16 protein-coding genes and 1 pseudogene are annotated in these 23,316 nt (G+C 72.5%); 8 read left to right on the forward strand and 9 right to left on the reverse strand.

The genetic code is table 11. The annotated features are described in order from the left end of the window. The first annotated feature begins 169 nt into the window (after positions 1 to 169). Entirely contained in the window at positions 170 to 1,468 is a 1,299-nt protein-coding gene (gene ddaH, locus ET445_RS18260) for a dimethylargininase (protein ID WP_279433497.1), read from the forward strand. Here ddaH and ET445_RS07630 read toward each other — a convergent pair. From ET445_RS07630 to ET445_RS07645, 5 genes are all read right to left on the reverse strand, one after another. Then, on the reverse strand, positions 1,440 to 2,144 hold the full coding sequence (locus tag ET445_RS07630; protein WP_129190287.1) for an ABC transporter ATP-binding protein: 705 nt from the start codon (positions 2,142 to 2,144) through the stop codon (positions 1,440 to 1,442). The two genes, ddaH and ET445_RS07630, sit on opposite strands and share 29 nt — an antisense overlap. Beyond that, entirely contained in the window at positions 2,141 to 3,082 is a 942-nt protein-coding gene (locus tag ET445_RS07635) for an ABC transporter ATP-binding protein (RefSeq protein ID WP_129192457.1), read from the reverse strand. The genes ET445_RS07630 and ET445_RS07635 overlap by 4 nt, the downstream gene beginning before the upstream one ends. 5 nt (positions 3,083 to 3,087) lie before the next feature. Beyond that, a complete protein-coding gene (locus ET445_RS07640) occupies positions 3,088 to 5,928 on the reverse strand; it encodes an FtsX-like permease family protein (RefSeq protein ID WP_129190289.1) in 2,841 nt (946 codons plus the stop codon). A gap of 40 nt (positions 5,929 to 5,968) precedes the next feature. Beyond that, complete coding sequence (locus tag ET445_RS18455; RefSeq protein ID WP_341769746.1) at positions 5,969 to 6,685, reverse strand: hypothetical protein; 717 nt, start codon at positions 6,683 to 6,685, stop codon at positions 5,969 to 5,971. 143 nt (positions 6,686 to 6,828) lie between these two features. Continuing rightward, complete coding sequence (locus ET445_RS07645; RefSeq protein ID WP_129190290.1) at positions 6,829 to 9,000, reverse strand: FtsX-like permease family protein; 2,172 nt, start codon at positions 8,998 to 9,000, stop codon at positions 6,829 to 6,831. A 638-nt stretch (positions 9,001 to 9,638) separates the two neighbouring features. Here ET445_RS07645 and ET445_RS07650 point away from each other — a divergent pair. Both ET445_RS07650 and ET445_RS07655 read left to right on the forward strand, forming a co-directional pair. Continuing rightward, positions 9,639 to 11,491, forward strand: a pseudogene (locus ET445_RS07650) (ABC transporter ATP-binding protein). Beyond that, positions 11,451 to 13,259: an ABC transporter ATP-binding protein gene (locus ET445_RS07655; protein WP_129190292.1), complete on the forward strand. Its 1,809-nt coding sequence runs from the start codon at positions 11,451 to 11,453 to the stop codon at positions 13,257 to 13,259. The pseudogene ET445_RS07650 and the gene ET445_RS07655 overlap by 41 nt, the downstream one beginning before the upstream one ends. Before the next feature lie 137 nt (positions 13,260 to 13,396). On the opposite strand, the gene ET445_RS07660 is transcribed toward ET445_RS07655, so the two are convergent. Then, positions 13,397 to 14,704: a type III PLP-dependent enzyme gene (locus ET445_RS07660; protein ID WP_208008577.1), complete on the reverse strand. Its 1,308-nt coding sequence runs from the start codon at positions 14,702 to 14,704 to the stop codon at positions 13,397 to 13,399. After that, positions 14,701 to 15,294, reverse strand: coding sequence for a hypothetical protein (locus tag ET445_RS07665; protein WP_129190294.1), 594 nt, complete (start codon positions 15,292 to 15,294; stop codon positions 14,701 to 14,703). The genes ET445_RS07660 and ET445_RS07665 overlap by 4 nt, the downstream gene beginning before the upstream one ends. A 236-nt stretch (positions 15,295 to 15,530) precedes the next feature. On the opposite strand from ET445_RS07665, the gene ET445_RS07670 reads away from it, so the two are divergent. Together ET445_RS07670 and ET445_RS07675 are read left to right on the forward strand one after the other, a co-directional pair. Then, positions 15,531 to 16,199, forward strand: a complete 669-nt coding sequence (locus ET445_RS07670; RefSeq protein ID WP_129190296.1) for a response regulator — start codon at positions 15,531 to 15,533, stop codon at positions 16,197 to 16,199. Continuing rightward, entirely contained in the window at positions 16,196 to 18,016 is a 1,821-nt protein-coding gene (locus ET445_RS07675) for a sensor histidine kinase (RefSeq protein WP_129190298.1), read from the forward strand. The genes ET445_RS07670 and ET445_RS07675 overlap by 4 nt, the downstream gene beginning before the upstream one ends. Positions 18,017 to 18,269: 253 nt before the next feature. Here ET445_RS07675 and ET445_RS07680 read toward each other — a convergent pair whose 3' ends face one another. After that, positions 18,270 to 18,626 (reverse strand): MGMT family protein, encoded by a 357-nt coding sequence (locus ET445_RS07680; protein WP_129190300.1) that lies wholly within the window; start codon positions 18,624 to 18,626, stop codon positions 18,270 to 18,272. 10 nt (positions 18,627 to 18,636) lie between these two features. Further along, positions 18,637 to 19,089, reverse strand: a complete 453-nt coding sequence (locus ET445_RS07685; protein ID WP_129190302.1) for a GNAT family N-acetyltransferase — start codon at positions 19,087 to 19,089, stop codon at positions 18,637 to 18,639. Between the two features lie 166 nt (positions 19,090 to 19,255). On the opposite strand from ET445_RS07685, the gene ET445_RS07690 reads away from it, so the two are divergent. From ET445_RS07690 to ET445_RS07700, 3 genes are all read left to right on the forward strand, one after another. Then, complete coding sequence (locus tag ET445_RS07690; protein ID WP_129190304.1) at positions 19,256 to 20,470, forward strand: NADP-dependent isocitrate dehydrogenase; 1,215 nt, start codon at positions 19,256 to 19,258, stop codon at positions 20,468 to 20,470. A 238-nt stretch (positions 20,471 to 20,708) separates the two neighbouring features. Then, a complete protein-coding gene (locus ET445_RS07695) occupies positions 20,709 to 21,881 on the forward strand; it encodes an ROK family transcriptional regulator (RefSeq protein WP_208008669.1) in 1,173 nt (390 codons plus the stop codon). Positions 21,882 to 21,949: 68 nt separating this feature from the next. Further along, on the forward strand, positions 21,950 to 23,218 hold the full coding sequence (locus ET445_RS07700) for an extracellular solute-binding protein (RefSeq protein WP_129190306.1): 1,269 nt from the start codon (positions 21,950 to 21,952) through the stop codon (positions 23,216 to 23,218). Positions 23,219 to 23,316 lie beyond the last annotated feature (98 nt).

Raw genomic sequence — 23,316 nt, forward strand, 5'->3', positions numbered from 1 at the left:
CACCGCAATTCAGGAAGAATCCGCACGACCCCGGCGTGGCGCGCCGCGACACGCTGCGACAGCGCGGGTTCCTCCTGAATTGGGGGAGAGGCGGAAGAGCGGATGCCCCGGGGCATCCGCTCTTCGTCGTTCGGCGTCGGCGCCTCCGCGCCGTCGATAGGCTGGCACCGTGACGACGCCCCCCGCGCCCGAGGCGCCCCGCGCGAAGCCCGCGCCCGCTCTCGCTCCCGCTCCAGCCCGACCATCCGCCCGCTTCGTGCCCGCGGCGACGCCAGGCCGGCGCTCCCTCGCAGTCTTCGGCGCGGCGGCGACGGTCGGGTTCATCGCGTTCGCCGCCGCGCTCCTCGCGCTCTTCATCGCGAACGGGCAGTCGCCCGAGGTCTTCGCCCGGTTCGCGCCGCACTTCGCGCTCGCGGGCGTCACGCTCACGGCGCTGCTCGCGGTCGCCGATGCGGCGGGGGCGACGCGGCGCTGGTTCCTCGCGCTCCTCGCGGGGCTCGCGTCGGCCGTGCTCGCCGCGCTCCTCGCGACGACGTGGACGGTGCTCGCGAGCACGTCGAGCGTGCGCCCCGAGCTCTTCGTGTTCGTCCTCGGCTCGCTCGTGAGCCTCAACCTCGTCTTCATCCTCGCGGCCGTGCTCGCACAGGTGTTCCTCGCCCGGCGCGTGCTCAGGGGCATCCGCGACTTCGTGCCGCGCCGCGCGCCGCGCCGGTACGCGCTCGTGCGCATCCCCGCGTCGAACCTCGCCGACGGAGAGCTCACGCACCTCGAGCGGGTGCCCGTCGACCAGGCGAAGGCCGACGAGCAGTGGGACAACTACTGCGCGGCGCTCGTCGCCGAAGGGTGGGAGACCGTCGAGGTCGACGCGGCGCCCGAGATGGCCGACTCGGTGTTCGTCGAGGACGCCGTCGTCATGTTCGGCGACCTCGCGGTCATCACGAGCCCCGGCGCCGAGTCGCGCCGCGGCGAGATCGAGGCCGTCGAGCGCGCCGTGCGCTCGATCCCCGGCATCACGGTCGACCGCATCTCACTGCCGGGCACGCTCGACGGAGGCGACGTGCTGAAGGTCGGCTCGACGGTCTACGTCGGTGCGTCGAGCCGCACGAACGCCGAGGGCATCCGGCAGTTGCGGGCGCTCCTCACGCCGCACGGGTTCCAGGTCGTCGCCGTGCCGATGACGAAGGCCCTGCACTTGAAGAGCGCCGTGACGGCGCTCCCCGACGGCACGGTCATCGGGCATCCCGACCTCGTCGACGACCCCGCGCTCTTCCCGCGGTTCCTGCCCGTGCTCGAGCACGAGGGCGTCGCCGTCGTCGAACTCGGGCCCGACACGCTCCTCATGTCGGCGTCGGCGCCGCGCACGGCCGAGATGCTCGCGGGCTTCGGCTACCGGGTCGTGACGGTCGACATCTCGGAGTTCGAGAAGCTCGAGGGCTGCGTCACGTGCCTGTCGGTGCGCGTGCGCTGAGCTCGGGCTCGACGACCCGCCCGTCGTGCAGGTGCAGCACGCGGTCGGCACGTCCGACGAACGCGGGGTCGTGGGTCGTGACGACGGCGGCGACGCCGTGCGCGTGCACGAGGTCGACGATGAGGTCCATGACGGTCGCGGCCGTGCCGCTGTCGAGCTGACCGGTCGGTTCGTCGGCGAGGAGGAGCGACGGCCGGGCGACGAGTGCCCGCGCGATGCCGACCCGCTGCTGCTGCCCGCCCGAGAGCTCGTACGGGCGCTGCTCGGCGTGCCCCTCGAGCCCGACGCTCGCGAGCGCCTCGGCGACGCGCGCGTCGCGTTCGGCGGGGGCGACGCGCTGCAGGCGCAGCGGCACCTCGACGTTCTCGGTGGCCGACAGCACGGGGATGAGCCCGAACGACTGGAACACGATGCCGAGGCGGTCGCGCCGCACCGTCGCGAGGTCGTCCTCGGAGAGTGCGGAGAGTTCATCGTCGCCGAGGACGATCCGCCCCGACGTCGGCCGGTCGAGCCCGCCGAGGAGGTTCAAGAGGGTCGTCTTGCCGGCTCCCGAGGGCCCGGTCACGACGAGCAGTTCGCCCGGCGCGACCTCGAGGCTCACGTCTTCGACGGCGCGCACGTCGCCCGCGCGCCCGGAGAAGACTCGCGTGAGGGAGTCGGCGCGGAGGGTCGTCATCTGGGGTCCTCCTCAGGACGGGCAGGGCGAGCGGATGACTCGGGGCGCTCCCCGTGCCCCTGGAACACCTCGACGTGGTCGTCCTCGAGCGTGAGCCGCACGCGGTCGCGGAGGCGCAGTGACTCGACGAAGTCGTGCGGAAGCTGGAGCCGGCCCACGCGGTCGAGGACGGCGAACTCCTCGGCGGTCGTGTGGGTCTGCCCGTGCTCGTCGAGGCGCGTCGAGCGGAGCACCTCGGTCGAGGTGCGCCCGTCGCGGATCTGGACGGTGCGGCGCACATGGTCGGACACCGTGGGGTCGTGGGTGACGATGAGGGTCGTGACGCCGAGCTCTTCGTTGACGCTCCGCATGGCGTCGAGGACCTCGGCGCTCGTCGACTCGTCGAGCTCGCCCGTGGGCTCGTCGGCGAGGAGCACGAGCGGCCGGTTCGCGAGGGCGACGGCGAGGGCGACGCGCTGCTGCTGACCGCCCGAGAGCTCGGCCGGTCGTCGGTCGGCGAGGGCGCCGACGCCGAGCAGGTCGAGCATCTCGTCGACGCGGGCGGCCCGTTCGCGTCCGCGCGCGGTGCGGGCGACGTCGATCGCGAGGGCGACGTTCTCGGCGGCCGTGAGGTAGGGGAGGACGTTCCGAGCGGTCTGCTGCCAGATGAAGCCGACCGTGTGGCGGCGGAACCGGGTGCGCTCGCGCGCGCCCATCGCGAGGAGGTCGTGCGAAGCGACGCGCGCCACGCCCGCGGTGGCGGTGTCGAGACCCGACAGGATCGTCAGGAGCGTCGACTTGCCCGAGCCCGATGCGCCGACGACGGCGACGAGCTCTCCGGGGTCGACGCGCAGGTTGAGGCCCTGCAGCGCCTGCACCTCGACCCCGTCGGCGCTGAAGATGCGCACGAGGTCGACGCACTCGATGTGGGGGGCGGTGTCACCGGTCATGAGGGTCATTGCGGTCATCCTTCCTCCTCTGCTCGGCCGCCGCGTGCGGCGGACGAGCGTCGTCCGGTCGAGGCGAGCGCGACGGCGGCGCCCGCGACGAGGATCGCGCCGACGGCGACCGCCGCGACGAACGGCCAGTCGACGACGATCGCCGGTTGCACGGCCCCGCCCGTGAATCCCGTCAGATCGATGCCCGGGAGCACGGCGTACGGCATCAGGACGCCGAGCCCGACGCCGACGGCGACGGCGACGGCGACGATCGGCGCGAGCTCCCACGCGACGAGCGCTCGCTCCCCGCGCCGCCCGAGTCCGAGCACCGCGAGGAGCGGCAGCAGACGGGCGCGCGCGGGCCTGCCGACGACGAGCGCGAGGACGAGCGCGAGCGTCGCGAGCCCGGTCGTGAGGGAGATCGCGATCATGAGGCCCGCGGCGAGTCCGCGTGCATTCGGCCGGTCGAGCAACTCGGATGCCGCGTCCGCGGGTGTGCGGAGTTCGGGGACGACCGACTTCCACACCCCGAACGAGCCGCGGGCGATCCTCAAGAGCTCGGCGGCCGCAGCCCCGGTGTCGGCGCCGGGCGTGAAGCGCACGAGCGCCTGTCGCGGGACGAGGACGTCGGCGAACGGGCGGGCGTTCGCGAGGTCGATCAGGATCCAGTTCGTGCGCGGGGCGAACGGCGATGCGCCGGGGAACGTGCCGACGACGTCGATCGGCGACCCGTTCATCGCGACCTCGCCGCCGCCCGCGATGCTCTCGGCGACCGAGTCGGAGACGACCACGGGCACGGGCGCGCCCTCGGACGCCTCGCGCGCGAGGACGTCGGGCAGGTCGGGGACGCCCGTTCGCCCCGCCTGCACTTCGCGCATCTCGGCGACGTCGACGACGATGAGGGTCGCGGTGCGCCGCTGACCGTCGATCTCGACCGTCGTCGGCGCGGTCGAGTACACGGGGCCGATCGCCTCGACTCCCGGCACGGACGCGAGGCCGGCGAGCTGATCGCGCGTGAGCGGCGCGCTCGCCAGGCTCGCGTCTGCGCCGATCTCGGTCTCGGCGGCGGCGATGGCGCCGTCGTGCACGGTGGCGAGCGCGACCGACGAGAAGACGGCGACCGTCACGCCCACGACCACGGCGAGCACGGGCAGGAGGCCCGCCGACGGATCGCGGAGCGCCCGCGCCGCCCCGAGGAACGCGACGAGCCCACGCCCCCGCTCGGCCGCACGGGTGAGCGCGCGCAACGGCAGGGGGTAGACGCGGAGCACCACGATGCAGCCCACGAGCGCGAGGAGGAGCGGCACCGCGGCGAGCAGCACGTCGACGCCCGCCGCGGCCGTCGGTCCGCGCCCGACGAGGAGCGCGACGCTCGCCGCGGCGACGATGACGACGAGCGACTCCCACACCCACCGGAACCGCCCCGCGTTCGCGCCGAGATCTGTGCGGCTCCGACGGAGGGGAGAGAGGCGCGACACGCTCGCCGTGAGGAGGACGGCGGGGGTCAGCGCGAACACCGCGGCGACGAGCCATCCGCCCGATGTCTGCTCGTCCGCCGTGAGGGCGACCGCGACCGCACCGCCCGCGAGACCCGCGGGCAGACCGATCGCGAGCCCCTCGCCGAGGAGCGACGAGGTGAGCCATCCGCCGCCCGCCCCGCGCGCCTCGGCGAGCTCGAGGCCGCCGCGGCGACGCTCGAAGACGACGCGGGATCCGAGCACGAGCACCGCGACCATGACGCCGATGGGGCCGGACGCCACGGTCGCCAGCACGGCGTCGACCGCCGCGGACTCGGCGGCCTGCTCGTCCAGGATCGTCGCGAGCCCGCTCGAGAACGACACCGAGCCGACGGTCATCCAGCGCCCAAAGCTCGTGCCGTAGCCCGACTCGCTGTCGTCGAGCGGGTAGAAGGTGCTCTCGACCTCGCCGATCTGCTCGACGAGCGCCGCGGAGTCGGCGGCGCGGACTGCGTCGACGTCGATCGGCAGCCATGCGCGCAACTCGATGGGGATGGGCTGCGGCGCGAGCGCCGCCCACGACCCCGGATCGACGAACGCCTGACCCCAGTACCGGATGGGGCCGAGCCCGTCGTCGAGGACGGACGCCTGGAGCGCGGTCGGCTGGTGCTTCCACATGCGGTCGGCGGCATCGACGGCGTCGAGGGTGCCCGTCAGGCGCACCTCGAGCGTCCCGTTGGTGAGCGAGACGAGCCGGGACTCGCCGATCGACCAGTCCATCGCGTCGGCGACGTCGGCGGCGAGCGCGATCTCGAGCGGCGCCGCGATCGGCTCGGCCTGCTGGAACCCCGACCAGGTCGACGGGTCGTTCGGGTCGGGCGCTTCGGGCATCGGGGGCGCCGGCAGCGGCACCGGCCACGCGCCGTCGCGCAGCGTGAAGTGCTCGCCCTGCCGAGGGTCGGCCGTCAGCTGCACCCGGTAGATGGGCGAGGACGGCGGCGAGTCGGGCACGTCGGCGACGAGCGGGTCGGCCCGGACGATCGCGAGCGGGTCGTCCGTCGCCCGGCGAAGCGGCTCGGGGAGCGCGTCGCGGATCGCCCGGAGGTGCTCTTCCTGGGCGCCGAAGACCGCGTCGATGCGAGGGTCGAGGGTCGTCGTCGTCACGGGCGGGCCGAGCTGGGGCTGACCGCCCGAGGTCGCGACGAGGTCGGTCTCGATGGGGCTCGTGGTGTCGAGGCGCGTTCGCAGGGCCTCGGTGTGGAGCGCTTCGACGACGCGGGGTGCGACGACCGCGAGGAACGCCGCGACCGCCACGAGCAGGGCGACGAGGAGCGAGGCGACGGGCGCGTCGGCGAACGCGCGCGTGCGGAGCGCGAAGGACGAGAGCCCGGCTGGGGCGGGGCGGGTCATCCGGCGTCCTCCTCGACGATGGCGTGCCGTCCGCGGCGGGTCACGCGAGAGGCGGCGATCGCCGCGACGGCGAGCGCGGCGAGCACCGTGACGGCGACCGCGAGGAGCCACGCCCCCAGTCGACCGCGAACCCCGCGGCTCCGGAGGCGCCCGGCACGGCGGCCCGAGCGAGCCCCGGGGCCGTGACGGCGACCGCGACGAGTCCGACCGCGGTGCCTGCGACGACGGCACCGACGACGAGCGTCGCGAACTCGGCGAACCGCGCACGACCCTGGTCCGACGCGGTCATGCCGAGTGCGCGCAGCACCCCCGTCTCGGCGGCGCCGGAGCGCGCGAGCGCGGCGGCGAGCGCACCCAGCGCGACGAGGGCGAACGCGGCGGCTCCCGCGGCGCCGAACCAGAGGGCGGCGCCCGCGGTCGCCACGACGGCGGCGTCGGATTGGCGCGCACGGGTCGTCGCCGACAACGGCAGCGGTTGATCGGTCTCGAGCGAGGCGGCGACCGTCTCGGGGTCGACGCCGTCGGCCACGGCGAGTCGGCGTTCCGCGTGCTGCGGGACTCCGGCGTCGTCGGCGAACGCGGCGGCGCCCAGTGCGCCGAGGTCGGCGAGGAGGTCTCCGCCGCCCGGCACGTGATCGAGCACGGCGCCGACGGTCGCCCCGATCTCGGCGCCGCCGTCTATGACGCGGAACGTGAACTCGTCGCCCGGTTCGGCGCGGATGCTCCGGCCGAACGCCGCGCTCACGGCGACGGGCACCCGGCCGGACGCCCCGGCGACGGCGAGGCGGACCGAGGGCTTCTTCGAGGTCAGCCTCGCTTCGCCGGCGAGGTCGACGGGGGCGCCGTCGACCGCGGCCGCGGCCAGCGCGACGGCGGGCTCGGCGGCGCCCTGCGCACCCGTCAGCCGGAAGTCGATGCCGAGGAGGCGGAGATCTCGGACGGACGGCAGTGAGACATCGAGCGTGCGAGGCGATCCGGATGCGCCGCCGGGGCCGGCTGTCGAGGAGGCCGCATCGACCGGCCACGACCCCGCATCGATCGCCGTCGCAGCGCCCTGCGGGCCGAGCAGCCAGATCCGTGCCGAGACGCTTCCGGGCGATCCCGGGGGCGCGTCGATCGCGAGGTCCGCGGTGAGCCGCTCGGCGCCGTCGGGAAGGGGGAGACCCGTCGGCCCGTCCGCGAGGAGGTCGCGCGCCGCCGCCGTGAGCCCGAGCCCGAGCCCGAGCCCGACGAGCGTGCGCGGGTCGGAGCCCACGCGCACCTCGCCGACGAACGCCGGAACGTCCAAGTCGACGCCCTCCCGTTCGGCGAACGGCGCGGCGAGGGCGAGCGGGTCGCTTCCCTCGACGAGTCCGCGCCCGGCCAGGTGCACATCGACGTCGCCGCCCGTTCGGGCCGCCGTCGCGGCGCGGTCGGTCGCCTGCCAGGTGCCGCCGAATCCCGCGGCGAACGTGATCGCGGCGGTCGCGAGCACGACGAGGAGGGCGGTCGAGGAGGAGAGCGCCGCACGGCGGGAGAGACGGCGGAGGGGAGCGCCGGCAGGAGGCCGACGGCGCGCGAGGCGACGCGTTCGGCGACGCCGAGGAGGGCCGTGATGGCGGCGACGGCGAGCAGGCCGAGCGCGACCACGACGGCGACGGGCGCGAACTGCGCGACGGGATCCACGCGCACGGTGCCGTCGCCGTCGGCGACGAGCGGGGACCCGTGCGACACGAACTGCCACACCGCGACCGCGGCGACGGCGATGACGAGGATGCTTCCACTCGCGACGGCCGCGGTGCGCCGCCCGTCGGCTTCGCCGGCGCCGCGCACGATGGGCCGCGTCACGGCGCGCCAAGCGACTGCGGCGGCGACGAAGGCGGTCGCGACGACGACGGCGGATGTCGCGATCCACGCGAGTCCGGCGGCGCGGGTCTCGCCGGGGCGGAGCGCCGTGAGGGCGAGTTCGGCGAGGGCGACGCCGAGCGCGGCCGCGGGTGCGGCGACGACGAACACCTCGACCGCCGTGCGCGCCGCGAGTCGGCCTGCCGACGCGCCTCGGGCCCGAAGCAGGAGCGTCTCGCGTCGGCGGGTCTCGGCGAGCAGGCTCGACAACCGCAGGACGGTCGCGAGCGCCGTGACGACGACGAGCACGAGCGCGAGGGGTGTGACGGCGCGCCCCGCGCTCTCGGCGGCGAGCAGGCGGTCGAGCGAGGGCGCGAGGGCCCCCGCGGCCTCGACGCCCGTGTCGCCCAGGTCGTCGGTGCTCCGGAGCGCGGGGAGCACTTTGCCGAGCGCCGTCCGGTAGTCCGCGAGCCGTTCCGCAGCGATCGGGCCGCGCGGCGCCGTCGTGGTCCACCGCACCGAGACGGCTGCGGGGAGGGTCGCGACGAGGGCTTCGTCGACGAGGATCGGCCCGGATGCCTCGCCGTCGGCGCCTGCGGCGACGAGCGGGTCGCCGAACCAGGCGGGGTCGGTCGGCCGGTCGGCACGCCAGGTTCCCGTCACGAGCACCGCCACGCGATCGTCGCCGACGCGGACGACGTCTCCCACGGCGATGCCGAGCCGAGCCGCGGCGGCGGCTTGCACGGCGCCCGCCGTCGCGCCCGCGGCTCGGGCGTCGGCTGCGGCGGCCGGGTCGTCGGGCCACGCGCCCTCGACGAGCGACGATCGCGCGGGCAGGCCCGGATCGGCGACGAGGACGACGGCGTCGGATGCCTCGGAGGTCCCGGATGCCCCGGATGTTCCGGATGTTCCGGATGCCCCGGATGCGCCGACGGAGACGGGGACCGGCTCCGACACGACCGACCGCGCCCATCCGGCGCCGACGGGCGAGAGGAACCGTGCGAGCGTGTGATCGGCTGCTTGCGACTGCGCCGCGGCGTCGGTCGCGATCCGCGTCTCCCACCGCATCGCACCCGCCTGCCCGCGCAGTTCGCCGATCCGATGGGCGAGTGCTTCGGGCGGGCTCGCGACCCCGACGTCGACGAGGCCGCCCGTGAGTGCGGCGGCGAGCGCGGCCGTCGCGGCGAGCCCCGCGAGCACTCCGGCGCGCACACGCGAGCGTGCCAGGGTCGACCGAAGGGTGCTCACAGGGGAGGCTCCTCGCGTTCGGGCCGCCGAAGCGAAGGGAGTGGCGGCGAGGGGTTCGGCCAGACTAACCCGGAAATCGGCACTTGCGCCCGGTTGCCGCGGATCAGTAAGTTTGAAGGCTGGCCGCGGCGCGATCCGCTTGCGGTCGAACTGACGAAGACGCAGGAGGACACCATGCAGACAGCCGATATCGACACCCGCCCCTCGGCGGTGCTCGGCACTGTGCTGGTCGGCACTGCTCGCTCCGTGCCCGCGTTCGTCGTTCACCCGACGAAGCCCGAGTAGCGCGGGGCCTGCCCGCACCGTCCGTTCCCGACGCCGGCTCCGTCCCGGCGACGCTCCGCGATCGAGATCCCGACCGACCGATCGCGCGCCGCGCTTCCGCGCGGACCGCTTCTTCAGCTCCCGTCCGATCGACGCACTCCGACGTGCGCCCGCGGACGACCCTTCCGGAAGGACCAGGCGTGACCGCCGCCACCCCAGACCACCAGCACCCGCCGCATGCGACCGGCACCGAGGCATCCGCCGTGCCCGCAGCAGCCCTCGACACCGAGACATCCGAACGCCTCGGCGCCGTGCGCACGCTCTGGCGTTTGAAGCCGTACGTCGGCCGCGCGCTGCCGCTCATCGTCGCGAGCATGGTCGCGGCGCTCGTCGCGCAGCTCATCTCGCTCACGATCCCGCAGGTGCTGCAGTCGATCGTCGACGGGCCGCTCGCGCACGGCGACCGCGAGGCGATCGTGCCGCTCGCGCTCCTCGTGTTCGGGCTCGGCGCGGCCGAGGCGGCGATGTTCGCGGTGCGCCGCTCGCTCGTCTTCGGGCCGACGACCCGCGTCGAGGCGCGCATGCGCAACGCGCTCTACGCGAAGCTGCAAGACCTGCCCGTGAGCTTCCACGACCGCTGGCCGAGCGGCCAGCTGCTCTCGCGCGCCGTGAGCGATCTCGGCCTCATCCGCCGGTGGCTCGCGTTCGGGTTCGTGCTGCTCGTCGTGAACCTCGTCGTCATCGTCATCGGCGCAGTCATCCTCATCTCGATGAGCTGGCAGCTCGGGCTCGTCTACCTCGCGTGCGCGATCCCGCTGTGGATCGTGGGCTACCGCTTCGAGGGGCGCTACTCCGAGGTGTCGCGCCGCAGCCAGGACCAGTCGGGCGACCTCGCGACGGCGGTCGAGGAGTCGGTGCACGGCATCCGCGTGCTGAAGGCGTTCGGGCGCGGCAAGCACGCGCTCGGCACGTTCCGCGCGCAGGCCGAGTCGCTGCGCTCGACCGAGATCGAGAAGGCACGCCTCGACGCGAACATCTGGGTGTGGATCCTCGTCGTGCCCGCCGTCGCGCTCGCGATCTGCCTCGTGCTGGGCGTGTGGCTCGCCTCGCAGGGGCAGTTGAGCGTCGGGCAGCTCGTCGCGTTCTTCGCGACGGCGACGGTGCTCGCGTGGCCGGTCGAGTCGATCGGGTTCTTGCTCGCGTTCTCGCTCGACGCGCGCAACGCGACCGACCGCTTCTTCGACATCCTCGACGAGGAGAACGCCGTCACCGACCCGGGCGCCCCCGCGAACTCGACCGTCCGACGGGCGAGCTCGCGTTCACGGGCGTGCACTTCCGGTATCAAGACTCGCCCGACCGCTTCGGCGACCTCCTCGACGGCGTCGACCTCGTCGTGCGTCCAGGGGAGTCGATGGCGCTCGTCGGTCTCACGGGCAGCGGCAAGACGACCATGACCGCGCTCGCGACGCGGCTCTACGACGTCACGGCCGGTGCCGTGACGCTCGACGGGGTGGATGTCCGCGCGCTCACGCGCGAAGAGCTGCGGCGGCACATCGCCATGGCGTTCGAAGACGCGACGCTGTTCTCGGCGTCGGTGCGCGAGAACGTGCTGCTCGGACGCCCCGAGCTCGGGCGCGAGTTCGCCGACGCCGACCCCGCCGTCGCGGCCGAGGCCGAGCGTGTGCTCGACGAGGCGCTCCGCATCGCGCAGGCCGGGTTCGTGCACGACCTCCCCGACGGCGTCGACACGAAGGTCGGTGAAGAGGGCATGAGCCTTTCGGGCGGGCAACGCCAGCGGCTCGCGCTCGCGCGCGCCGTCGCGGCCAAGCCCGCCGTGCTCGTGCTCGACGACCCGCTGTCGGCGCTCGACGTCGACACCGAGGCGCGCGTCGAGGCCGAGCTCCGCACGGTGCTCGCCGACACGACCGCTCTCATCGTCGCGCACCGACCCTCGACCGTCACGCTCGCCGACCGGGTCGCGCTGCTCGAAGACGGACGCATCACGGCCGTCGGCACGCACTCCGAGCTCCTCCACGAATCGGAGCACTACCGGTTCGTCATCTCGAGCCTCGAAGACGAAGAGCGCAGGCAGGCGGGGCCGAGGCATCCATCGACCCCGAGGCATCCATCGATTCCGAGGCATCCATCGACAGACCGCAGTTCGACGACCGGAAGGAGGCGCTGCGATGACGACCGTCACCGGTGTGCAGGGCGAAGAACGCCATGACTACTCGAAGGCCGAGTCGCGTGCGCTCCGCGCGCGGAGCCTGCGCCTGCTGGGGTCGCTGCTCACTCCCGTGCGGCGCCTGCTCTGGACGACGCTCGCGATCATCGTCATCTCGACCGCGGCGCAGGTCGCGGGCCCGGCGCTCATCGCGTACGGCATCGACCAGGGCCTGCCCGCGCTCCTCGACCAGAACTGGTTCCCGGTCGCGTTCGCGGGGCTCGCGTACCTCGTCACGGGACTCGCGGGCGCGTTCCTCGTCGCGGGGTACATCCGTCTCGCGGCGCGCATCAGCCAGGCCGTGCTCATCGACCTCCGCACGCGCGTGTTCCTCCACACGCAGAAGCTCTCGCTCGAGTTCCATGAGTCGTACACGTCGGGCCGTATCATCTCGCGCCAGACGAGCGACCTCGACTCGATCCGCGAACTCCTCGACGAGGGCATCAACCAGCTCGTCCGGGGCGTGCTCTACATGGTGTTCACGGCGGCCGCGCTCGTGTGGCTCGACTGGGTGTCGGGGCTCGTGCTCGTCGCGACGCTCGTGCCGCTCGCGCTCCTCACGCGCTGGTTCCAGGTGCGTTCGCAGCAGCTGTTCCGCCGGTCGAGGGTCGCGAGCGCGAAGCTCATCGTGCACTTCGTCGAGACGATGACGGGCATCCGTGCGGTGCAGGCGTTCCGCAAGGAGCGGCGCAACGAGCGCGAGTTCGGCGACCTCGTCGAGGACTACCGCGACGTCAACGCGCGCGTGCTCGGCCTCTTCGCGGTCTACAACCCCGCGCTCGCGCTCATCGGCAACACGGCCGTCGCGGTCGTGCTGCTCATCGGCGGGTTCCGGGTCGTCGACGGCGGCCTCGAGGTCGGCGTGCTGCTCGCGGCCGTGCTGTACACGAAGCGGTTCTTCGACCCCATGGAAGAGCTCGCGATGTTCTACAACTCGTACCAGTCGGCCGCGAGCGCGCTCGAGAAGATCTCGGGCGTGCTCGAGGAGGAGCCGAGCGTGCCCGACCCGAAGCGCCCCGTCGACCTGTGGACGGCCGACGGGAACGTGCGGTTCGAGGGCGTCGAGTTCTCGTACACGGCCGACCGGCCGATCCTGCCGCACTTCGACCTCGACCTGCCCGCGGGGCAGACGGTCGCGCTCGTGGGCTCGACGGGCGCCGGCAAATCGACCCTCGCGAAGCTCATCGCGCGCTTCTACGACCCGACAGGCGGGCGCGTGACGCTCGACGGCGTCGACCTGCGAGACCTGCACCCGAAAGACCTTCGGCGCGCGATCGTCATGGTCACGCAGGAGGCGTACCTCTTCTCGGGGTCGGTCGCCGACAACATCGCGCTCGGCCGGCCCGACGCGCCGATGGACGAGATCGTGCGGGCCGCGAAGGCGGTCGGCGCGCACGAGTTCATCGAGGGGCTCCCGAACGGGTACGACACCGACGTGAACAAGCGCGGCGGGCGCGTGAGCGCGGGGCAACGGCAGTTGATCTCGTTCGCGCGCGCGTTCCTCGCGAACCCCGCGGTGCTGATCCTCGACGAAGCCACGTCGTCGCTCGACATCCCGAGCGAGCGCGCCGTGCAAGAGGGGCTGCAGTCGCTCCTCGCGGGCCGCACGGCCGTCATCATCGCGCACCGCCTCTCGACGGTCGCGATCGCCGACCGCGTGCTCGTCATGGAGCACGGCCGCGTCGTCGAAGACGGCTCGCCCGCCTCGCTCATCGCGGGCACGGGCCGCTTCGCGTCGCTCCACGCGGCGTGGCGCGATTCGCTCGTGTAGCGAGCGCGCGAGCGCACGCCCGCCTGTTCTCGCCTGCCCCACGCCCTTGCGCCGCTTCCGCAGGACTGCGCCCGTTCACCGGGCGCAGCGCTGCGTACCTGGCGCAGAGACGGGGGAAGCGGAAACCTAGCGACAGCTCAGCCCGGCACGACGACCACCGGCGTCGGCGCGATCCCGTTGAACCCCGTCGCCGTCGCCCACGTGTACGCGCCCATCATCGGGCTCACGAGCACGTCGCCGATGCGGAGCTCGGGCAGCACGACGCCGCGGGCGACGACGTCGAGGCTGTCGCACGTCGGCCCCGCGAGCGTCACCGGGCGGCGGAGCCGCGCCCGCAGCCGCCGCTCGACCCGCGCCCGTTCGGGCTCGGGTGCGGGCTGCGCGTCGAGTTCGGCGAGGGCGAAGACGAGCGGATGCGTCTGCTCGCTCGGGATGTTCGAGTACGACCCGTAGACGCCGTCGTCGAGATACGCCCACGGCCCGTCGGCGCGCTCCGTCGTGCCGACGACGCGCGTGACGGCGAGCATCGAAGGGGCGGCGACGAACCGGCCGGGCTCGAGAAGGATGCGGTAGCGGGCTGGCGCGCCATCGAGGGCGTCGCGGATGCCTCGGGCGAGATCCTCGAACGCCGGGACGCGTTCGTCGTACGCGACGGGGAACCCGCCGCCGAGGTCGAGCGTGTCGAAGCGGATCCCGTGCTCGCGCTCGAGCCGGCGCATGAGCGAGAGGGTGCGGCGGATCGCGCGCGCGAACGGGTCGGCCGAGACGGTCTGGCTGCCGACGTGGAAGCTGAACCCCGCGACGCGGAGGCCGACGCGCACGCAGTGCCCGACGAGGTCGCCCGCGGTCTCCGGGGAGACGCCGAACTTCGACGACAGGTCGACCGTGACATCCGGGTTCGGGAACGACAGCCGCACGAGCACCGAGACGTCCGCCGCAAGCCCGCGGAACTTGTCGATCTCGCTGTGGCTGTCGACGACGAATGTGCGGATGCCGCGCAGGTACGCGCCCGTGATCTCGGCGACGGTCTTCACGGGGTGGGTGTGGATGCACCGCTCGATCGCGACGCCCTCGCGTTCGAGGAGGTCGATCTCGCCGCGCGAGGCGACCTCGAAGCTCGCGCCGAAGGCGTCGACCGCGCGGATGACGGCGGGGTGGGGGAGCGACTTCGTCGCGAAGTGGATCTGCGCGCCCGGCAACTCGCGCCGGAGCGCGAGGAGTTGCGTCGTGACGCGGTCGACGTCGAGCACGAGGAGCGGGCTGCCGTGCTCGCGCACGAGGCGCGCGAGGCGGATGCGCGCGGCGTACTCGGCGAGGTCGCGGCGCACCTCCTCGCGATGCATCCGGTCGACCGCTGCGTCGGGGTCGAAGCGGGAGGCGGCGTTCGGTCGCGGGGCTGCGCGATGGATGACTCGGCGCGCCCGTTCGGCGATCGTGGTGCTCATCGGACTGCCCTCTCCCTGAAGTGCGGCTTCCGGACGCGCTCGGCGGTGCTCCCGGCGGCGATGTCGCGGGCCGGGACATCCGCCCTACCGTCGGGCAGGATGACGCGACGTCCGATCTCGAGCGACACGATCGCGACGGTGTAGAACACGGCGTCGGCGGCGAGTTTGCCGGCGATCCACGCGAGCGGCGTCGGGCCCCACAGCATCGACGCGCCCCACAGCGCGAGGGGCCGTACGACGACGGTGTCGACGATCTCGGCGGCGCCGAACTCGGCGGCGACCGAGCGCGCCGTGAGCCACGTCGTCGCCCACGCGCGCCGGGCGCGGGCGCCGTGCCCGTCGCGCCCGTCACGCCCGATGATCGCGCGGACGCGGGCGGATGTCGCGTGGCCGCGCGCCGCCCGCGCGACGACGACCGAGTAGTAGCCGACGCTCTCGCCGAGCGCTCCCGCGATCGCCGCGACGGCGAGCGATCCGGATGCCTCGTACGCGACCCATGCGGCCGTGACGGCCGCGACCGTGCCGAGCACCTCGAGCGGCAGGTAGCGCGCCGCCCAGCCCAGCATCTTCGCCCGCACGATCGTCGACATGGCCACGATCCTCGTGGGGGCGGGGTTCGCCCGCGTCGGTGCCGCCACCCCGACGGAGTCGGGGGAGTCACTGAACGCGCCGCCGAACGCCCCCACCCGGCGAACGGTCGCAGATTGCGGGTTTGTCCCCCGAATTGGGGACGACGGGCGCGCGACCGGCGGCGGTACGTTCACCGTGAGGCGGGCTTCCGTCTCGAAAGCCCACGCGCGCCGCCAGGCGCGGAGACGGAGGGGCGATGCAGGAGACCGGCGAGGCCCCGCTCCGGGTCGCGGTCGCCGACGACGCGCTCCTGCTCCGCGAAGGCATCCAGAAGGTGCTCGAAGGCGGCGGCATCGAGGTCGTCGCGGCCGTCGGCACGGGCGTCGAACTCATCGAGGTCGTCAAGCAGGGCGGGCTCGACGCGGCGGTCCTCGACATCCGGATGCCCCCGAGCCACACCGACGAAGGCGTCGTCGCGCTCGAACAGCTGCGCGCGTCGGGCTCGACGATCGGCATCCTCCTCCTCTCGATGTACGCGACGCCCGAGTACGCCGTGCGCGTCATGGGGGCCGGCAGCGGCACGGGCTACCTCCTGAAAGAACGCGTCTCCGAACCGCAGACCCTCGTGCGCGCCGTGCAGACGGTCGCATCGGGCGGCTCGGTCGTCGACCCCGAGGTCGTCGAGCAACTCGTCCACCGAACGCGCGCCGACGACCCGCTCGCCCGCCTCACCGACCGCGAGCGCTCCGTGCTCGAACTCATGGCCCAGGGCTACTCGAACGGCGGCATCGCCCAGACCCTCTTCCTCGGCCTCAAGACCGTCGAGACGCACGTGCGGAGCATCCTGCAGAAACTCGACCTCGAGGAGTCGCCCGAACACCACCGCCGGGTGCTCGCGGTGCTCATGCTCCTCGGCGAGCGGTGACCGACTCCGCGATCGCCACGCCCGGCCGGACCGGCCGGATCGCACGGCGCGCGATCATCCTCGCCGTCCTGGTCGCGATCAGCCTCACGATGGAGATCTCGGGGTTCATCGCGACGCCCGCCGCCGAGCGCGAAGAGGTGTCGTACACGACGATCCACGCGATCGTGCCCATCGTGTTCGCCGTGTGCGCGGCCGTCGCGTGGGCGATCGGGCCGACGCCGCTGCCGGCGCGGCTCATGGCCGCGATCGTCGTGCTGTGGATCCCGCAGCCGATCTACGCCGTCATCGGCGATATCGGATGGCTCTGGCCCATCGTGCGCGGCATCGACCTCTGGTGGGCAGTCGCCGCAGGCATCCTCGTGCTCGTCTACCCGCGCGGGTGGCTCGCCGACCGGGCCGACCGCATCTTCGTCCGGATCGCCTACGTCGCGACGTTCGTGAACCTCGTCGCCGTGCTGCTCCTCGCCGGACCCGGAGAGAACACGTGCGACTGCGTCGCGAACCCCTACCGGATCGCCGACCTGCCGTGGCTGTTCGACCTCATCGACAATCTCTACCGGTTCGTGGGCGTGACCCTGCTCCTGATCTTCGCGGTCCGGCTGCTCGTGCGGTGGGTGCGGGGGAGCGTGCCCGCCCGTGCCGTCGCGTTCACGATGCCCGTGGCGATCCTCGCGTGGGCGCTCGCCGCCGCCGCCGAGACCCTGAGCTACGCGGCCGACACGACGAGCGACCTCGTCATCCGCACGGTCTCCCTCCTCGGCATCGCATCGATCCCCGTCAGCTTCGTCGCGGGCATCTCGCACACCCGCGCGCTCCGCGCCCGCGTCGCCGACCTCATGAAGATCACGCGTGAGGGCGCCGACCGGGCGGTGTGGGCGGCCTCGCTCGCCGAGACCCTCCGCGACGACTCCGTGAGCGTCTACTGGTGGGACGACGAGCGCGGCCGGTACTACGACGCGGCGGGCGAGCCCGTCGACGCGGGCCACGCAGACCCGCGCGGCAGCCACAGCATGCTGCCCGTCACAGCGCCGTCGGGGGCGCCCATCGCACTCATCCGCCACGACCGCGTGCTGACCGACAACATGCGCCTCCTCGACGGCGTCTCGAGCGCCCTCCGGCTCTCGGTGGACAACGGGCGGCTCCGCTCAGAGGTCGAACGGACGCTCGAGCACGTCCGCCAGTCGCGCCAGCGCATCCTCGAGGCGGGCATCGAGGCGCGCCGCCGCATCGAGCGGAACCTCCACGACGGCGCGCAGCAGCGGTTCGTCGCGCTCGGGATGCATCTGCGGCTCGCCGCCGACCGGGCCGCCGCCCTCGGCGACGCCGACCTCGCGGCCGAGCTCGAGGGCGCGATCGTGCAACTCTCGGCGGGCCTCAAAGAGCTCCGCGAGCTCGCCCACGGCATCCACCCGAGCCTGCTCTCGCAGGGCGGGCTCGCGCTCGCCGTCCCCGAGCTCGCGGGTCGCTGCCCCGTGCCGGTCGAGGTCGACGTGCAGGCCGAAGGGCGCCTGCCCGAGATCGTCGAGTCGACGTCGTACTTCGTGATCGCCGAACTCCTCGCGAACATCGCCAAGCACTCGGGCGCGACGCGGGCGTGGGTGCGCGCGCACGTCGACGACGGGCGGTTCGAGTTCAGCGTGCGCGACAACGGGTCGGGCGGGGTGTCGCTCGAGGGCGGGTCGGGCATGGTCGGCCTCGTCGACCGCGTCGACGCCGTCGACGGCACGATCGAGCTCGAGAGTCCGCCGGGCGCGGGCACGACCGTGGTCGTTCGGGTGCCGATCACGGCGTCCGAGCGCGAGCAGCAGCACGTGTGAGCTCCGCGCCATCCTGCACCCCGCCCCCTGCTCACGAGCGCACCTCTCCCACCAGCCACCCCGCCCACCAGTGAACCCCGCCCACCAGCCACCCCGGGTTTGTCGGACATTGGGCGCTTTGTCGGACGTGGCTGTCGAAACTTGTCCGACAAACCCGCGTATGTCCGACAAACCCGCGTATGTCCGACAAACCCGCGTATGTCCGACGAACCCGCGTTTGCCCGACCCCGGTGCGGCGGAGGGGGCGGCGCGGTCAGGGACGCCAGCGGCACGCCGCGAGATCGATGCGGTATCCGTCGTCGTTGTCGGCCGCGAGCAGGGGAGTGCCCTCGCGCTCGTAGTGCGCGCGTGCGCGCTCGGCGTGGCCCGCAGGCGGCCGGCCGCCCGCGCGGACGACACGCCACCACGGGACATCCGCCCCGTACCGCGCCATCGTCTGCCCGACCGCGCGCGCTCCGCGCGACCCGAGGAGCGTCGCGACGTCGCCGTAGGTCGCAACCCGACCCGGCGGGATGTCGGCGACGACCGCGAGCACGGCCTCGACGAAACCGCCGACGAACTCATCGCCGCGGCCGCGGTCGGCGCTGCGTTCGGCGTCGGCGGGAGTCATCCGCCCGTTCTCAGAGTTCGAGTGCGCCGATGACGTCGCCGTAGGCGGTCTCGCCGACATCTTTGAAGCCGATGCGATGGAAGAACTCGCCGGGGCCTTCGTCGCCCGGCTCCCACAGCACCGTGATGCGGTCGAAGCCGCGGCGCTTGGCCTCTTCGGCGAGGGCGGTCGCGAGGAAGCGGCCGACGCCCTGGCCCTGGATCTCCGCGTCGACATTGATGCGCCAGATGCACGCGCGGAAGAAGTCGTGCTCGTTCTCGGGGTCGAAATTGCCGTGGATGAAGCCGACGACGCGGTCGTCGAGCAGGGCGACGCGCTGCCACGCGGTGATGGGGTTCACGACCGACGACTCGGCCGAATAGGTCACCGGGGCGATGAACGCCTCTTGGCCGGGCTTGAGCGACAACTGGTTGGCAGCGACGATCGTGGACGCGGACAGGTCTTCGAGTCGGAGGTCAGCCATGCACGTCAGGCTAACCCGACCGGGGGACATCCGGCCATCCCCAGTCCGCAGCGAATCTCTCGATGTCGAGATATCAGCGTGACGCGCTAAGCTGGAAGACGGTGCGAAACGGCACCTCACGAGACTTCCTCACACTCCCCGTTCGCAATTCCGAAGGAGAATCTCCTTGTCCAAGATCAAGGTCGAAGGCACGGTCGTCGAGCTCGACGGCGACGAGATGACGCGCATCATCTGGCAGGCCATCAAGGATCAGCTCATCCACCCGTACCTCGACGTCAACCTCGAGTACTACGACCTCTCGATCCAGAAGCGCGACGAGACCGACGACCAGATCACGATCGACGCCGCCAACGCCATCAAGAAGCACGGCGTCGGCGTCAAGTGCGCGACGATCACGCCCGACGAGGCGCGCGTCGAGGAGTTCGGCCTGAAGAAGATGTGGAAGTCGCCGAACGGCACGATCCGCAACATCCTCGGCGGCGTCATCTTCCGCGAGCCCATCATCATTTCGAACATCCCGCGGCTCGTCCCCGGCTGGAACAAGCCGATCGTCGTCGGCCGTCACGCGTTCGGCGACCAGTACCGCGCGACCGACTTCCGCTTCGAGGGCGAGGGCACGCTCACGATGACCTTCACCCCGAAGGACGGCTCGGAGCCGCAGTCGTTCGAGGTCTTCCAGGCCCCGGGCGCCGGCGTCGCGATGGGCATGTACAACCTCGACGAGTCGATCCGCGACTTCGCGCGCGCTTCGCTCAACTACGGCCTCAACCGCAACTACCCCGTCTACCTCTCGACGAAGAACACGATCCTGAAGGCCTACGACGGCCGCTTCAAGGACCTCTTCCAGGAGGTCTTCGACACCGAGTTCAAGGCGCAGTTCGACGCCGCCGGCCTCACCTACGAGCACCGCCTCATCGACGACATGGTCGCCTCCTCGCTCAAGTGGGAGGGCGGCTACGTGTGGGCGTGCAAGAACTACGACGGCGACGTCCAGTCCGACACCGTCGCGCAGGGCTTCGGCTCGCTCGGCCTCATGACGAGCGTCCTCGCGACGCCCGACGGCAAGGTCGTCGAGGCCGAGGCGGCGCACGGCACGGTCACGCGCCACTACCGCCAGTGGCAGCAGGGCAAGCCCACCTCGACGAACCCGATCGCGTCGATCTACGCGTGGACGCGCGGCCTCGCGCACCGCGGCAAGCTCGACGGCAACCAGGAGCTCATCGACTTCGCCGACACCCTCGAAGACGTCGTCATCAAGACGGTCGAGGGCGGCGCGATGACGAAGGACCTCGCGCTCCTCGTCGGTCCCGAGCAGTCCTACCTCACCACTGAGGAGTTCCTCGACGCGATCGACGCGAACCTCAAGGCGCGTCTCGCGTAATCGCGCGCTCACCAGGTCGAAGGGCCGGATGCCTCGTGGTGTCCGGCCCTTCGGCGTCTCCGCGCCGCTCATCCGTCCATTCGGTCACGACTCGGTAACGTGCGAAAAAACTTCTGGCGAAAGCTTGCCAGGTGTTTGTTCGTAAGCTTTACTAACAAACGTGACTGCTACGGAAGCAACTCGGGTGACGGCCTCAGGCCTCGTGTCCCCGACGAACTCGACGCCGACCCCCGGCGCCGTGTCCGAGCTGCTCACGCCGCCGTACGGCGGCATTCCGGCCCATGGCCGCACGCTTCGCCCGACGGGCAAAGTCCTGCCCGAGCACGCCCGCAGCCACAACCGTTCGGTCGTGCTGCAGACGCTCTACAGCGCGGGCGCACGCAGCCGCGCCGACCTCGCCCGCGAAACAGGCCTCACGCGCGTCACCGTCTCCGACCTCGTCGCCGAGCTCATCGGCGAAGGACTCGTCATCGAGCTCGGCCAACGCGAAGACGCCCGGCCCGGCAAGCCCGCGACGCTCATCGACGTCGACCGTGCGGCGTACCAGATCCTCGGGCTCGACCTCTCCGAGCACGACCTCCTGCGCGGCGCCGTCATCGGCCTCGACGGCGCGATCGTCGCCCGGGCCGAGGTCGCCCTCGACGGCGCCCTCGGCGACAGCGCGACCGAGCTCGTCATCGACCTCGCCCGTCGGCTCGCCGACCTCTCGACCGCGCCCCTTCTCGGCGTCGGCATCGGCACCCCCGGCGTCGTCGACCCCTCGGGCGTCGTGCGCTCCGCGCCGAACCTCGGCTGGGTCGACGAGCCGCTCCGCTCTCGCGCCGCATCCGCTCTCGGCGTCCCCGTGCACGTCGCGAACGACGCCAACGTCGCGGTGCTCGCCGAGCACGGCGCATCCGAAGGCCAAGACCTCCTCCTCGTCAAGATCGGGCACGGCGTCGGCGCCGGCCTCATCATCGGCGACCGTCCCGTCATCGGCAGCGACTTCGCGGCGGGCGAGATCGGTCACGTCGTCGTCGGCACCGACGGCGGCCCGCGTTGCGCGTGCGGCAAGCACGGCTGCCTCGAGGTCTGGCTCGCCGTCCCCCGTCTCGTCGCCCGGCTCGAGGCTGCGGCGTCCGAGGGCGACGAGGCATCCGCCCGTGAAGCGATCCTGCGCGAGGCCGGGCGTCGTCTCGGCATCGTGCTCGCGCCCGTCGTGGGCGCCCTCAACCTGGCGGAGGTCGTGCTCAGCGGCCCCGCCGAACTGCTCGACGGCGCGTTCCACAGCGCAGTCGTCGAAACGCTCCGTGGCCGGACGATGGTGGAACAGCACCGCGATCTCCGGCTGCGGATGACCACGCATGGGCAGGACATCGTCTTGCGCGGCGCGGCCGTCATGGTCCTGTCTGGACAACTCGGGGTCTCGTAGAGCTCCCAAAACGCACCAAGGGTGACAGCCCCCGCTGCCACTTCAACCCCATGAAAGGAAACAACGAAATGCGGAAACTCGGCATCGTTGCGCTCGGCGCCGTCGCTGCTCTTTCCCTCGCTGGTTGTGCGACGGGCGGCACCGACGCCCCTGCCGCCGACGAGAACGCGACGATCCGCGTCTGGCTCGTCGGCACCGACACGCCCGACGAGGCGCGCGAGCTGCTCGTCTCGACGTTCGAAGAAGAGCACCCGGGCTCGAAGCTGGTCATCGAGGAGCAGTCGTGGGACGGCCTCGTCGACAAGCTGACCACGAGCCTCTCCGGCTCGGACAGCCCCGACGTCGTCGAGGTCGGCAACACGCAGGCTTCGGCGTTCACGTCGGCCGGCGCGTTCCTCGACCTCACCGACAAGTTCGACGAGCTCCACGGCGACGACCTGCTCCCCGGCTTCGTCGAGGCGGGTTCGTACGACGGCAAGTTCTACGCGGCTCCGCTCTACTCGGGCGCTCGCCTCGTGTTCTACAAGAAGGACGCCCTCGCGGGCGCCGGCCTCTCGGTCCCCACCACGCTCGACGAGTACATCGCCAACGGCGAGGCGCTCGCGACGGCCAACCCCGGCAAGTCGGGCATCTGGTGGCCCGGCCAGGACTGGTACAACGCGCTCCCCTTCATCTGGGAGAACGGCGGCGAGGTCGCGGTTCCCAAGGACGGCAAGTGGGACGCTCAGCTGAGCTCGGCCGACTCGGTCGCCGGCCTCAAGCAGGTCCAGGAAGTCATGACCAAGGCCTCGCTCGCGCCGAAGGACGCGAACGAGAGCAACCCGCAGGTCGGCTTCTGCGACGGCACGACGCTGCAGCTCTCGGCTCCGAGCTGGGTCAAGTGGTCGATCCTCGCTCCGGCCGACGCCGAGGCTCCCGGCTGCCCCGACCAGGAAGAGAACCTCGGCGTCTACGCCCTCCCCGGCAAGTCGGGTGGCGCGGCGCAGGTCTTCGCCGGCGGCTCGAACATCGGCGTCTCGGCCAAGTCGGCTCACCCCGACCTCGCCGTCGACGCGCTGAAGATCATCCTCGGTGACGAGTTCCAGACGATCTACGGCAAGGGCGGCCTCGTCCCGGCCCGTGTCTCGCTCGGCTCGACCCTCGGTGAGGACGACGTGGCCAAGGCCATCGCCGCCGCTGCCGGCAACGCCAAGCTCACCCCGGCTTCGCCCAAGTGGGCCGACGTCGAGGCGGCCGGTGTTCTCCAGGACCTCTTCGTGCAGATCGCTCAGGGCGGCGACGTCCAGGCGCTCGCCGAGGCGGCCGACGAGAAGATCGAGGACATCCTCAACGGCTGATGCCACAGTCGGATCAGTGATCCGACTGGCGGTGCGGCGGCACCCCCCTACCGCCGCCGCACCGCACCACTAGCCGGGCGGGCGTCGACCACACACGA

The organism is Agromyces protaetiae (assembly GCF_004135405.1).
Lineage (GTDB): Bacteria > Actinomycetota > Actinomycetes > Actinomycetales > Microbacteriaceae > Agromyces > Agromyces protaetiae.